Raw genomic sequence first — 14208 nt, 5'->3', positions numbered from 1 at the left:
CAACTCTTCGATATAAGCTCATCTTTTTTCAACTTGTTTCTTATATCTGATAAAGATCATAGCACACTTTAAATAACTTGTCAAGTGTTTTATATAAATTTTTTTACGAATTATTTTAATGTAGAGCGAATTATATTTTAACCCTGTATAATTGCAGCGGAAGCCACTACAGACTTAAGCTGTAGTGGCTCGTATAAAAAAGGAGCAGCTTTAGCCACTCCTCTGAAATATGATATTTAGATATAAGTTTCAAAGTATAAATCACCCGTTGACACCGGTTTGCAAGTGACTACATTACCTTTTAACACCTATATCTTAGTAAAACTTTTTACAGTTTTATTTGGATATATCCTTGATATAATCCACCTTCTTAGGCGTAATTGTTTTAGCCTTCTCGATTGCAGACACAAGTACATCTCTGATTGGAATAGTCATGCTTACATTGGTTGCACCACTGAAGTCATAACCGTCTCCTCCGCCAAATACAAAGTCATTGGTTACAACTCTATATGTCTTTTCGTCTTCAAGCGGAGTACCATCTGACAGGGTAATCTTGGTAATCTTACTTCCATAAGGCTTAGTTCCATCATATTCAACTATAAGGCCACTGAAAGCACCATCTGTTGTGCTAGGCATGTCTATTCCGTGGTCAATAGCCTTCTTTATGTCCTTTCCCTTTAAGTCCATAGATGTAAGATAGTTGTCAAATGGCATAATCTCGTATAAATCACCCATGGTAATCTTGCCCTTTTCAAGGGTACGTCTTAAGCCACCGCCATTCTGTATAGCAATCTCAGCCTTAGCCTCCTCTGCCATAACCTCACAAGCCCATCTTCCAAGCAAGGTTACGCTTCCTTTGTCGCTTCTGTTATGTGTAAATGCCTCAGAAGCCTCTCCTAATACCTTATTCTTCTTATCCGCTATCTCAGCCTGAAGCTTGGTGTAGAACTCATCAGCCTTAGCAGACTTGATTATCTTATCCTTTATAATACTTGCATCATAAAGCTCTGTAGCAATATCTTTTACCTTGTAAGTTGTCTTTTTCACGACCTTGTATTTAGACTTCTTGGCCTTTTTCTTATCATTCTTAGCCTTAACGCTCACTTTTACCTTCTTTGATATAACCTTCTTGTCTACATCTAAGGTTACATGCCCTACTGCACGTCCATAGCAGTACGCCTGAAGTATAGGTACATTATTCACCTTGCCGTTTACACTTCTGTGAGAATGTGCAGAAAGCACAAGATTAAGCCCCTTTACCTCATTAGCAAGCTTAGTAGCATTACCTGTAATTTCCTTTGTCTCAAAATCCTGATCCGAGTCAATGTGGGTAAGTGCAACAATAACATCAGGTTTTCCCTCTTTTGCCTTTCCCGACTTGAGGTATTTCACCCACTCATTGGCTGACTTAACAGGGTCTCTAAATTCAAAGTTCTCCACATACTCAGCCTTGGCAAGAGAAGGTGTATCAGGATGCGCAAGGCCTATAATACCAATCTTTATCCCTGATTTTTTAATTATCATATATGGGCTTGCCCAAGATACCGGCTTGTTTGTCTTTCTGTCATATATATTGGATGCTAGATACTTAAAGCTTCCATCCTTTGCCCAACCTTTAATCTTCTCATATCCCCAGTCAAACTCGTGGTTTCCTACTGCAGAGGCTAAGGTATTCATACCCTTCATCATAGCGGTTACAGGCTTGCCAAAGGTTAGGTTAGAATCCGCAGTTCCCTGATAGTTATCACCACCAGAAAGCACTATTGTATTAGGATGTGTAGCCTTAAACTCATTTACATAGCCTACCATCTTAGCCATACCCATATTACGCTTCTTACCTGTAATTTCCTCAGTAATATTGCCATGGAAGTCGTTGAAGTAAATTATGTGAACGTCTTCCTTATCCTTTAATGCAGCCTTTACTCCAAGCGCAGCAAGCTTATCTTCTGAAAGGATGCCTGCTCTTACAAGGTATTCACCGAATTTGGTCTTAGTTCCATCACCTAGTTCAGCATTTAGACTGTTTAAGATAATCTCTGCAGCCTCTTCCCTTGTTACATCATCCTCAATGTAATCACTTTCATCAACGAGGCCCTGTTTAACAGCCAGGTTTTCAGTATCAGTAAAGGCATCCTGATAGTTTAATGCCCTAAGTACAAGGCCTAGAAGATAATCTTCCTTAGCAGCCTCATTTTCATTAAAGCTGTCTGCCTTTTGCACAAGCCCCAAGTCACTCGCAAGGCCTAAATACCCCTTGTAAGCGGCAGATGCATCGCTAAAAGGATTGAGCTTAACATACTCTTCCTTTGTATTAACCTCCTCTTTGTAGCCAAGTGCATTTAACACAAGCACAACAGCTTCACCCTTTGAGATAAATCCCTCTTCGCTTCCCTTTACTGCATCAGTAAAAAGGTTAGCCTCTCTAAGCTTCATCTCTTGCTTAGATGCATTTGCAGCAATTGCAACAGCAGTGCCTGTACAGACTAGGGCTCCTACAAGTGCCAGTGACAGCAGTTTCTTCATTCTCATTGTACACCCTCCTTAAAATAAATTGTTCTAATACCATCCACACCCCGATTGTCATACCGTCATAGCGTCAGCCCTTTATAGACAGCCATCGTCAATCTCATATAGATAGTATCCATTACGAATCATCTACTATTTAACCGCAGATAATTACACTTTAGTTAAATTCTACATATATTTCCTGATATATTCAATACACTCATGTCCTTTTTTATGATATTTTTATTTTAAAACTAATTCTTATATATAAAGTAAACAAAAGTTTTTACATAACACTTGAGTTTTCTGCTTTATTTTGATATCTTATGATACAGGACTCCTACAGATATGTTTATAGTAGCTCTTGCATAAGATAATATATCCTCTTGCAAACAGTCCAGAATCTAATTTTATATTTTTGACACTTGCATCATTAAATAAATTTACGGAGTTTTGTATGAAAAAGTTTTACAGCATAGCAATAACTATATTTTTAATGAATTTAGCTTTTATATTAGCGGCATTTACCAAGGCTTACTCTGACGAGCTTTCATCTGACAAGGACATGAGAAGGCATTATTCAGAGGCAATGGAGGATACTGACTACATCATATTCAAGGCGAAAGTACTTGAGATTGAGTATGATGACACGAACGAAAAACGAAATGTATCACTGGAGGCGGACATCAGATATCAGCATCTTAAGGTAGAAATACTTGATGGAAGCCATAAGGGTGAAACCCTTACCATACGCCATACCATAGAGAGAATAATGCCAGGCTACTACATATTCAAGGTAGGGGACAAGCTGCTTGTAAGGGCTACAGAAGAAAATGGACAGATAGAGACAGTAAAAATACAGGAAAAGGTGAGGGATACACAGGTTTACCTTATAGTGGGCCTTTTTATAGCTCTGCTTTTAATCATAGGCGGCTTTAACGGACTTAAGACCCTCATTTCTCTGGTTATAGCCGTAGCTATGATATTCTTTGGCTATATACCGCTTATAATAAAGGGCGTAAATCCCATAATTGCCTCGCTTGGAATTTCCATACCCGTAGTTATAATAACCCTTGTTATCATAAGCGGGCGGAATATCAAGACTCTGGTCGCCATAATCGGCACTTCACTTGGAGTAATAATTTCAGGTATTTTAGCCTTCATCTTTGGAAACTTTGCCCATCTTACAGGGCTTGCAGACGACAGCTCCATAAGCCTCGCCTACATACCGCAGTTTAGGAATCTTGATTATAAGGGAATACTCTTTGGTACAATTCTCATAGGAGCTATAGGAGCCATCATGGATGTCGCCATTTCTATAGCCTCAGCCCTTTATGAGATAAGTACGCTAGATAAAAATATTACCGGGAAAAATATGATAATATCAGGTATGAACATAGGAAAAGACATGATGGGCTCCATGTCAAATACTCTGATTCTTGCTTATGTGGGCACTACCCTGCATTTAATTATCTTATTCATTGTATACAAGATAAGGTTTATAGAAATAATCAATCTAGATTCTATCGCCACCGAGATAATAAGGGCGATGGCGGGGAGCATAGGGCTAATTATTACAATCCCGGTTACTGTGGTAATTGGCACAGCGATATACAAAAGTAAAAAATGATATACTTTTTCAAGGTAGATATGTGGTTATACTTACTAACAGGTCTACCTTGAATTCGTATATCATTATTAATTAGCTTCTTGCTATGTGTAATTGCATAAAGAAACTAACATTGTATTTTGCTAAAATCTATAGACTTTTACATCTTTATCAACCAGCAATACTGTAGCACCTTCTTTTACATCAACTTCATTTAACAAGTCAAAGGCATCAAAAGGCATTACCACATCTCTATTCTCAGATGAATGATTTATTAAAAACAAAAATTTTCCTTTATCATTCACCCTTAATGTAGCCTCTACTCCATTTTGGGTGTGAATAACCGGTTCTACGCCTATTTCACTGCACACATAGCTCAGGAAGTCACTGTAAAACTCCTCATCTGAGCGGCTCCCAACATAATAAGCCCTTCCCCTGCCAAAAATATTCTCAGTTATAACAGGTGTATCTTTATAAAAATCACTTTCATAACAGCTTAAAGCCTTTGCTCCCTCCGTATGCATGATATCGCAAATAATACCGGCAGGATATCGTTTACCGTTGAAGATAAAACTATTTTTCTCATTTTCAACAAGCGCATCCTGTTCTTCAACCCAAATCCCAAGAATATCCTTTAATTTTCCCGGATATGCTCCGGTTACCAAATCACAATCATTAACCAGTCCGCTAAAGTACGTCGTTATAAATGTCCCGCCACCACTCACATAACGTCTAAGTCTTTCATCTAAATCATCCTTAATCATATAAAGCAGTGGAGCTATTACCAACTTGTACCTGCTTAAGTCATCATTAACTCCTATTATATCTATTGGAATATTCTTCTTGTATAATGCTGAATAATAGTCCTTAACGGAATCCAGATATTTTAAGTATATACTCGGTCCTGATGAATATTCAACTGACCACCAGTTATCCCAATCAAAAACTATGGCGGCCTCTGAAGGTGTCGTTGCATCCAGTATGTCACTTAACTTTGTTAGTTCATTCCCTAATGACTTTACTTCTCTATACACTCTGGTATCATCTCGACCTGCGTGATCTATCACTGCACCATGAAATTTTTCACAAGCGCCTATACTTCTTCTAAGTTGAAAAAACTGTATAGCATCTGCTCCATGAGCCATAGCCAAATAACTTAACAGCCTCATTTCTCCAGGCTTTTTAATTTTATTTACAGGCTGCCAATTTGTCACACTTGGAGTTTGCTCCATAAGAACGAAAGAATTTTGGTTTTTAAGTCCTCTCATTAGGTCATGGCAAAGTGCAACTGTAGAGATTTTATCTTCTGGAAAAGGATAACAATCCCAGGAAACAAAGTCCATGTCTTTTGCCCATTTTTTATAATCCAGACCTTTGTAGAACCACATAAAATTTGTTGTAATTCTTGCATCAGGTATCTCCATCTTGATACTATCATATTCAAGTTTGAAACATTCAAGCATGCTGTCTGACATAAACCGCCTATAATCAAGAGAAATACCTTGAAACATTGTCTGTTCATTTCCAAAATGTTCACTAAGATAATTAGGTAACACAATTTCATCAAAATCATAAAATGTATGCCCCCAAAAGGCAGTATTATAGCACTTATTTACTGTCTCAATATTCTTATATTTTTCTTTAAGCCATTTTCTAAAAGCCCTCTCACAATTTTCACAGTAACACTCACCACCAAATTCATTAGAAATATGCCACCCAACAATGTTATCATAATTCTTATAACGCTTGGACAATTCTCTTGCCAGCATAGGAGCATATTTTCTGTATGTTGGGCTATTGGGACAGGAATTATGTCTTCCACCAAATTTCCGTTTTATACCATATGCATCAGTCCTTAAAATATCCGGATGTCTTTTTGCCATCCAGGCAGGGTGCGCACCTGTTGAAGTTGCCATACATACTTTAAGTCCATTTTCTTTAACCAGCTGCATTATCCTGTCTAATTTTGAAAAATCATATTCATTTTCCGATGGTTGCAATGATGCCCAGCTAAATACATTTAAGGTAACTATGTTGATATTAGCATTCTTAAATAAACGCATATCTTCTTCCCATATATGCTCAGGCCATTGCTCGGGATTATAATCCCCACCATAAAGTACTTCTGTTACATCGCCACCGTATCCCATTGTTGCCTCCATTATACATCATATTTCATAAACATAACGTCTCTATTTTATTTTTCTTAAAACAGCCATGTCCAAGTTACACCAATCATTAGCTTTAGCTACAGAATAAATACCTACCTCAAGTGTGTTATTTGTTACTTTGATTTCATCGATACTAAACTTGTTCCAATTAACGTCACTTGTTTTAATACTTGTATTTAATTCAGTTCCACCATAATTCTTTGCATATAACCTTATAACATCCTGCTTTCCATTTGTCATTGCCCATATAGAAAACTTATATGTTCCATTTGGTATATTGGTATATTTTTTATATACTGAACAGGAGTAGTTCTTATCATTCCAAAAAGTTAGTTTATAATTTCCATCATATGCTTTACCATATTCTGTCTTAACAGTATTAAACTCTTTATTATTTTCAATCCATACTTTCCAATTTTTAGGAGAGTTTGTTACTCCATCCTGCTCAAAACTCATGTTCGAAATTAAATTTTCATTAGGTCTGTTCATTACTTTAATGGAATCAAGGGCGTTGCCCATAAAATCAAATAATGTCATATTATCCCAAGTATTACTTGGCTTTACTTTATCATTTTTATATTTTACACCAGCTGAAGTTGCATACGTTCCATTCTTAACCGGAACCCATTCAGGTTCCCAGTAAAAAAAACCTATACCTTTATGATTAGGTACATTTAATATTATTTCTTTCAAATCACTAATAAATTTGCTTTGTCCTTCAACTGTGGCAGGATATCCCCCTACTTTCTCATCTCCTTTAATAAACACATTGCCTGAGCCATCACCATCATCAGTTGTCCAAGCATACGCAGTTTCAACAACACACACCTCCTTACCATATGTTGATGCAAGATATTTTAAGTTGTATTGTAAACCTTCCATAGTCCCATGCCACATAGGATAATATGATAATCCAATAACATCAAAATCTAGATTTGGAGAGGCTTTGAGCAACCCTTCAAAAAACCATCTGTATAATTGATTCCTTCCTCCCTGATCAAGATGAAGCATTATCTTAGTATTAGATGCATTTGAAACACGAACTCCTCCTATTGCTGACTCTAGTAGTCCTGCTAATCCCGAAAAGTCATCATTTGTGCCGATTTTGCCATAATCATGAAGAATACCAGATGAAATCTCGTTTCCTATCTGAACCATATCAGGATTTATGCCGTCTTCTACAAACTTATTCAACGTATTTTTAAAATATAAGTATAGAACATTTTTAGTTTCAATATACGATAGTTTTTCCCATTCTTTTGGTTTAATCTGGTTAGCAGGATCTGCCCAAAAATCACTTAAATGAAAATCAATTAGAATTTTCATTCCAAGTGCTTTAGCTCTTTTAGCAAGGCTCAATGTAGTCTTATAGTCATTGGTACCTCCGCCATATGCATTGCCTTTTTCATCATAAGGATTCAGCCACAACTTAAGTCTTACATAATTTGCGCCATTATTTTTTAATATTCTTAATGCATCTGCTTTTTCATGATTCTGATAATAATGAGCACCTAAATCTTCAAGCATTTTTAGTGCAGAAACATCAACTCCTCTAATAAAATCTTTTGTATACTGTCTATCGTCAAAAGCTAATACAGAAACTAAACTAAGCTTTCCTAAACTGATAGTTAATAATAAAACTGCAATCATGAGTACTGACAAGTTCTTTTTCTTTTCCATAATTTTTCTCCTTAATATCAATGCATTTAAGATAACTTAACCCTTTACACCACCTGCAACCAATCCACTCTGAATGAATCTTTGAAGAAACATAAATAGTATAAGTATCGGAATGGACGAAATAACTGCTGCAGCTGAAAATAGTGTCCAGTGCGCTGCAAACTGATCACTTATAAACGTCTGCAATCCCAAGGCTAAGGTCATATTTCTAGGCGTTTGTAAAAAAATCGAAGTTATAACATATTCACTATAGGTAGCAATAAAAGAGAACAAAAATATTACCGCCATCTGAGGTCTTGCTAGTGGAATAATTATTTTGTAAAACACTTCAAATTGCGTTGCTCCATCCACCATAGCAGCTTCATCAAGTTCCTTTGGAAGTCCATCTATGTAGGATTTTAGCAACCAAATATTATATGCACTTCCTCCTGACAATACAAAGATAAGAGCTACTCCACTATCAACTAACCCAAATTTATAAATAAGAATATAATACCCAGCAACAGCCATGCTATTAGGAAATACCTGCAATACCAACAACGCCATTAATCCATATTTTCTTCCCGTAAATCTTATCCTCGAGAATGCATAAGCAGCAAGTGCTGTCAAAATAAGTTGAATGATTGCAACTATAAAACAAAATTTCAAAGAGTTAAGCATCCATCTGGTAAACTCCGTATCTCTAAATAAGATAACATAATGCTCTATGCTTATTTTTTGAGGAAACAGCGATGATAGAAAAAAACTATCTCCTGCCGAAAGAGATGACATGACTATCCACACTTCCGGAAATAAGCTCGCTGCAATTGCAATCCAAATCGCTATTCTACTTCCCCATAATCTCTTCATTTCAGAAGTTTTTATTTTACCTTTATACATCATTTAATCATTCTCCTTAAAAGATCCTGACAAACGCATATTTATCAGCGTAAAGCTCCCTATTATTATAAATATCAGCACACTAAACGTAGCTGAGAGCTCATATCTGTTAGACCAGGTCGTCATTTTGTAAGTCGTACTCGCTAATATGTCTGTATATCCTGCAAACTGATTATCAAGCCTTGCGGGTCCTCCACGTGTAATCATATAGATATTACCAAAATTATTAAAGTTTGCAGCAAACGAGGAAATAACCAGCGGAATCGATAATTTTGTTACCAACGGCAGGGTAATACTCTTAAAGCATTGTATTTTCGAAGCACCATCAACTCTTGCCGCCTCATAATATTCCTTAGAAATAGCCTGCAATCCGCCAAGGCATACATTCATCATATATGGAAATCCCAGCCATATATTAACAATAATAATTCCTACTCTTGCCCAAAACGGACTTGTAAACCAAGGAATATTATATGATACCCCCAGCAGATGCAATAAGTTGTTAATTCCACCGTATTGTTCGTTTAGCAATCCTTGCCAAGCTAATATAGCAATCGTAGATGGTAATGCCCAAGGAATGATAAGTATTACCCTATATAATTTAACTTCCTTCATATTGGGATTGTTAAGTAAAACTGCAAGAAATAAGCCAACAGCATATGCGCCTGCCGTACTTATCAAGGCAAAACACACCGTCCACCCTAAAACAGGAAAGAACACAGCTCGAATACTTCCTGTAAGTACCGTAATATAATTTTGTACCCCTATAATACTAAAATTATCTAAGTGATACATATTGTAATTTGTAAATGATAAAATTACCGTATATACAATTGGCAGAAAAGTCACCAAAAATATAGAAACTAAAGCCGGTGTAAGGTACGCATATGCAGTGCCATTCCTTTTTTTGCCCATAATCCCACTACTTTCCTGAATTCATTAATTCAATAGCTTCTTTAAGCTGTTTAACAATATTATTTGCTGCTTGAGAAGCAGTCTGTTCTCCTGACCACATTGACCTTATATTATTTGTATGGATTTCCCAAAGCTGACCCATTTCTGATACTGTAGGCATAGGTTCTCCATTGTTAATCTGCGTCGCAAATACCTTGGCGTATTTATCTTCTTTAATCTTGTCTATTCCCTGTTCAGATATTTTTGCAGGTATTCTATTCCCCACTGTATACATTTCTGAAGCCCCATTATCAACTAAATATTTGATAAATTCCCAAGCCTTCTCTTTATTTTTGCTGACTTTGCTAACAAAACTTACTTGAGTTCCTACAGGTGTTACAAAAGGTTTTCCATTAAATGTAGGCATTTCAGAAATAGCAAAATGTGTTCCAGCTGATTTGAATCCATCTATATCCCAAGGTCCACCTATATAATAAGCACATTTACCATTCTGGAAATTACTTCTTGCAATATCTGCAGTTATATCTCCACTTACAAGATTATATTTATTCTTAAGGTCATTTATAAACTCATATGCCTTTATTGCTCCATCATTTGCTAAGCCGATATCAGAAACATCATACGCTCCACCTTTATAATTAAAAATATATCCCCCACAAGCCCTCACAAATCCTAAATCGTAGTAAATACTGGTAGCGTCAAACTGTACACCACCTTTTTTACTAGCCTGTTCTACAAGCTCTTCCCAAGTAGATGGAACCTTAGATACTAAATCAGTATTATAAAATAAGGCTGTTGTTTCTACTGAAAGTGGAAGTGCATATTTTTTCCCGGCAACATAGCTGGCTTTTACTGCTGCTTCTGAAAAATCACTCTCTTTAAATAAATCGTTTGATACTTCATCCGCTAAATCCGCATTAACATAATCAGCAAGCTGATCATTTGGTATGCCAACCACTGCATCAGGACCATCTTTACTTTTCACTGCTTGAGCAAACTGTTGTACTGAAGGGGACTGATGAGTAACTTCTACCTTATATCCATTTTTACTTCCCCATTCATTTGCATATTTTTGAATTGTTTTTGCTTCTACCTCCATATTTGTCCAAATCGTAAGCTTAGCATCTTCTTTTTTAGCATAGTTACATCCTACAAGACTTCCAATCGCAATCATTAATGACATTGCTGAAATTATTATTCTCTTTTTCATATTCTTTTCCCCTTTACATTGTTTGTATATTTAATAAAGCACTATTAGCATTCCCTTTATCATCAAATAATGCCATATTAGCCATTGCGTTACCAGGTTCTACCTTTTCGTTCATATATTTGCATCCACTATTACTTGCCCACGTGCAATCATTAATTGGTATCCAAGCAGGTTCCCAATAAAAAACACCGATTCCTCTTCCATCTTTCACATTTCTAACAGTCTTGAAAAGTTCTCTTAGAAAGTCTTCCTGGCCTTTTTGAGTTGCTGGATATCCGGTAAGTTTCTCATGTTCTTCATTATATACCGCACCTTTACATCCAAAAGTCTCAGTCGTATATCCAATTGATGTCTCAGCTATAAGTACATCTTTGTCATATCTTTCACTAATATCATTCATATTCTCAGTTAAAAGTCTTAGTCCGCCATTCCAATGTGGATAATATGACAAGCCTATAACATCAAAATCAACCGTATATTTCCCTATGTTGTCGAACCACTTTCTATACATTTTATTATCTGTACCAAAATCTAGATGAAGAACAATTTTAGCATTTGGACATTCTTCCCTAACTCCTCTAATTCCTGACTTTATGAGAAGTACCATGGTGTCTATTTGATTTACATGTCCATCAGGCCACAACAAACCATTTGTAATCTCATTTCCTACCTGCACCATCTTAGGAATAAGTTGTTCGTTTCTTAATGCCTTTAATGTATTTACAGTATGTAAGTATACCGCTGTTTCAAGTGCTACGCCGGTTAAATTTTCCCATGCTTTTGGTTTTACCTGCTTGCCTGGATCTGCCCAAAAATCGCTATAATGGAAATCCAGCAAAAATTCCATACCATTTTTTACGGCTCTTTTTGCGATTTCAATAGTTGTTTGAAGATCATTTCCACCACCTCCGTAAGAATTGCCACTCTCGTCATATGGGTCTGCCCATATTCGTATTCGCACCATATTAATCCCACACTGTTTTAGAAGTTTAAATAAGTCTTCTTCTTTCCCGTTTAATCTGTATGATGCTCCATGACTTTCCAAATCTTTAATCATCGACACATCTACACCTTTAATAATATTCATACTCACTCCTTTATTAAATATATGATTAATAAATTACTTTTATTAGGTAAATTATTTATTAGTAATATATCACTATTATTTGTATATGTCAATGATTATTTTAGCGTTTTCTAACAACATAGATTGCTTATTATATGATGTAGATGCCAAAAGATAATAAATTCTCTTGCAAGCAAGCTTACCTCGAATTTCTATACTTTTGACACCCACATCACTATATTAATATAAAAAGGATGCCATCTTATATGACATCCATTAAACTTTAACAGCTTTTACGAAATACAGGGGTTCCGTTTACAAATACGGACTTTGTGACTTTACTCCCACCCAGAACCCTATTTCTTAATAAATCCAGCGCTGTCTCACAAATACAATTAATATCAACATGTATTGTCGTTAGCGGAGGAGATAAATATTTTGCAATGTCTACATCATTGATACTAAACAAAGCAATTTGTTCAGGCACCTTTACTCCCTTCTCATTAAGTGCCTGCAAAACCCCTACAGCCAGTGTATCACTGGCTATGCAGATAGCTGAAGGTAATACTTTTAATTTTAATAATTTTTTTCCTAGTCTATAACCCGAATCCACAGTAAACTTATCTGAAATCAGTATATATTCTTCATTCAAACATTTGTAATACGATGCACTTTGTCTGAAAGACCATTCTCTGATATCCATTGAAGGTTTTCCTGTATCAATATTCCTATCGCTCCCACCTATAAAGCCTATAGTCTTATGGCCTTTACCCACAAAGTAATCGACAATCTGCGTTACAAACGAATCCATATTAGGTCTTACCGCATCAAACAACTTCTCATCAGGGGAAGTGCCTATAAAGACGCCATTTTTACAATATCCATATAATTCATTTATTTTATTCCGGTCAATCCATCCTACTGCTACAAATGCATTTAATTTTTGGGTAAATTTTATCTCTCCATCTTTGCAATCAAACACACTCATATGTATATTCATTTTTTTAGCTTGCCTTAGAACTTCTTCTTTTACTTTATGATAAAAAACATCTTCTAACTCATCTTCATTATCTGTAAAATATAACAGAGCAACATCTTCTATCTTAGGATATATTACTCTTTTTTTATATCCAATTTTCTCTGCTGCCGCAAAAATTGCTTCTCTAGTCTCGTCACTTACCGAAATTTTTTCATCATAGTTTAGCACTCTAGATACTGCTGCACTTGAAACTCCTACAATGTCAGCAATCTGCTTAATTGTTGCCATACTACTCCTCCAAAACATACATGATATATTCTTTAGTAATTATTTTACATGATTTTTATGCCTTGTCAAATAGTTTATGATAAAGTATCAAAAGCATAAAAATTCGATGCAAGCTAAAATTCAATCAAATAGAGGCTATAAAGAAATCCACTTTCTTTACAGCCTCTACTTTATTCTACATCTGCCTCTGCATCATGCATCCTTTTAATCGACTCCATTATGTGGTCGTGTGCATATTCTTCAGCAGCCTTTACATTTTTATTCCTTATGGCTTCAACTATTCTCTTATGCTCCAGGATAGAATGTTTGGCCCTCTTTTCCTCGGAAAGATTGACCTTTCTTACCTTTTGAGCATAGTGATGGTAGTCCACCAAAAGCTTTGACAAAACTCTACTGCCACAGGCATGGTAGAGTATTTTATGGAATTTATTGTCTAATTCAACCACCTGTTCAAAATGTTCTTTTTCTGCATGAAATTCAGCTAAAAACACAGATTCTTCCATTTCCTCAAGCTGTTCCTCGGTTATATTCTCACAAGCCCAGGCGGCACAAAGTCCTTCAAGATAAGACCTTATCATAAATATATCATTGATATCCTTATCCGAAATCCCTGTCACATAAGCCCCTTTATTGGGTATAATTGTAACCAGCCCCTCAAGTTCAAGCTGTCTTAGAGCCTCTCTGACAGGAGTCCTGCTCACACCTAACTCCTTGCCTATAACCACTTCCTTAAGTTCTTCCTTGTCTTTGTACTTCCCAAGAAGAATGTCCTCTCTGAGCCTTCCAAAAACCCTGCCCCTTAAAGAATGACTATCAGCCAGTTCATAAGAATTGTCCATATTGTCCATTTCAATCCGCAGCCTCCATGCATACAAAATATAATACACCTTCGATTGCAAGCAGGCT

Annotated in this window: 10 protein-coding genes; 1 reads left to right on the top strand and 9 read right to left on the bottom strand. The window is 36.1% G+C overall.

From position 1 onward, the window contains the following. Positions 1-336: 336 nt before the first annotated feature. Positions 337-2529 carry a 5'-nucleotidase C-terminal domain-containing protein gene (locus JJN12_RS04025; RefSeq protein ID WP_236013687.1) on the bottom strand — a complete coding sequence of 731 codons (2193 nt, stop codon included), beginning with the start codon at positions 2527-2529 and terminating at the stop codon, positions 337-339. Positions 2530-2962: 433 nt separating this feature from the next. Between JJN12_RS04025 and JJN12_RS04020 the strand changes: the two genes are divergently transcribed. Further along, positions 2963-4135 (top strand): YibE/F family protein, encoded by a 1173-nt coding sequence (locus tag JJN12_RS04020; protein WP_208428475.1) that lies wholly within the window; start codon positions 2963-2965, stop codon positions 4133-4135. A gap of 122 nt (positions 4136-4257) precedes the next feature. Here the strand turns inward: JJN12_RS04020 and JJN12_RS04015 are convergent, their stop codons facing one another. From JJN12_RS04015 to JJN12_RS03980, 8 genes are all read right to left on the bottom strand, one after another. After that, complete coding sequence (locus tag JJN12_RS04015) at positions 4258-6264, bottom strand: beta-galactosidase (protein WP_208428474.1); 2007 nt, start codon at positions 6262-6264, stop codon at positions 4258-4260. A gap of 42 nt (positions 6265-6306) precedes the next feature. Further along, positions 6307-7965: a glycoside hydrolase family 53 protein gene (locus tag JJN12_RS04010; protein WP_208428473.1), complete on the bottom strand. Its 1659-nt coding sequence runs from the start codon at positions 7963-7965 to the stop codon at positions 6307-6309. Between the two features lie 36 nt (positions 7966-8001). After that, complete coding sequence (locus tag JJN12_RS04005) at positions 8002-8847, bottom strand: sugar ABC transporter permease (protein WP_208428472.1); 846 nt, start codon at positions 8845-8847, stop codon at positions 8002-8004. Further along, a complete protein-coding gene (locus JJN12_RS04000) occupies positions 8848-9525 on the bottom strand; it encodes an ABC transporter permease subunit (RefSeq protein WP_236013686.1) in 678 nt (225 codons plus the stop codon). 241 nt (positions 9526-9766) lie between these two features. Beyond that, complete coding sequence (locus tag JJN12_RS03995) at positions 9767-10969, bottom strand: sugar ABC transporter substrate-binding protein (RefSeq protein ID WP_208428470.1); 1203 nt, start codon at positions 10967-10969, stop codon at positions 9767-9769. 13 nt (positions 10970-10982) lie between these two features. Then, positions 10983-12056: a glycoside hydrolase family 53 protein gene (locus JJN12_RS03990; protein WP_208428469.1), complete on the bottom strand. Its 1074-nt coding sequence runs from the start codon at positions 12054-12056 to the stop codon at positions 10983-10985. A 262-nt stretch (positions 12057-12318) separates the two neighbouring features. Continuing rightward, entirely contained in the window at positions 12319-13302 is a 984-nt protein-coding gene (locus JJN12_RS03985; protein WP_208428468.1) for a LacI family DNA-binding transcriptional regulator, read from the bottom strand. A 170-nt stretch (positions 13303-13472) separates the two neighbouring features. Continuing rightward, a complete protein-coding gene (locus tag JJN12_RS03980) occupies positions 13473-14150 on the bottom strand; it encodes a GntR family transcriptional regulator (RefSeq protein ID WP_208428467.1) in 678 nt (225 codons plus the stop codon). Positions 14151-14208: the final 58 nt, after the last annotated feature.

This window comes from Catonella massiliensis (assembly GCF_016651435.1).
GTDB classification, from domain to species: Bacteria; Bacillota; Clostridia; order Lachnospirales; family Lachnospiraceae; genus Catonella; species Catonella massiliensis.
Note: the sequence above shows the minus strand (reverse complement) of the source record. Positions and strands in the feature narration are given on the sequence as shown.

Excerpts from the sequence above, each read along its gene's own strand:
- JJN12_RS03995 (WP_208428470.1), bottom strand. The coding sequence starts at position 10,969 with ATGAAAAAGAGAATAATAATTTCAGCAATGTCATTAATGATTGCGATT.
- JJN12_RS03990 (WP_208428469.1), bottom strand. The coding sequence starts at position 12,056 with ATGAATATTATTAAAGGTGTAGATGTGTCGATGATTAAAGATTTGGAA.
- JJN12_RS04025 (WP_236013687.1), bottom strand. The coding sequence starts at position 2,529 with ATGAGAATGAAGAAACTGCTGTCACTGGCACTTGTAGGAGCCCTAGTC.
- JJN12_RS03985 (WP_208428468.1), bottom strand. The coding sequence starts at position 13,302 with ATGGCAACAATTAAGCAGATTGCTGACATTGTAGGAGTTTCAAGTGCA.
- JJN12_RS04005 (WP_208428472.1), bottom strand. The coding sequence starts at position 8,847 with ATGATGTATAAAGGTAAAATAAAAACTTCTGAAATGAAGAGATTATGG.
- JJN12_RS04015 (WP_208428474.1), bottom strand. The coding sequence starts at position 6,264 with ATGGGATACGGTGGCGATGTAACAGAAGTACTTTATGGTGGGGATTAT.
- JJN12_RS04010 (WP_208428473.1), bottom strand. The coding sequence starts at position 7,965 with ATGGAAAAGAAAAAGAACTTGTCAGTACTCATGATTGCAGTTTTATTA.
- JJN12_RS04020 (WP_208428475.1), top strand. The coding sequence starts at position 2,963 with ATGAAAAAGTTTTACAGCATAGCAATAACTATATTTTTAATGAATTTA.
- JJN12_RS03980 (WP_208428467.1), bottom strand. The coding sequence starts at position 14,150 with ATGGACAATATGGACAATTCTTATGAACTGGCTGATAGTCATTCTTTA.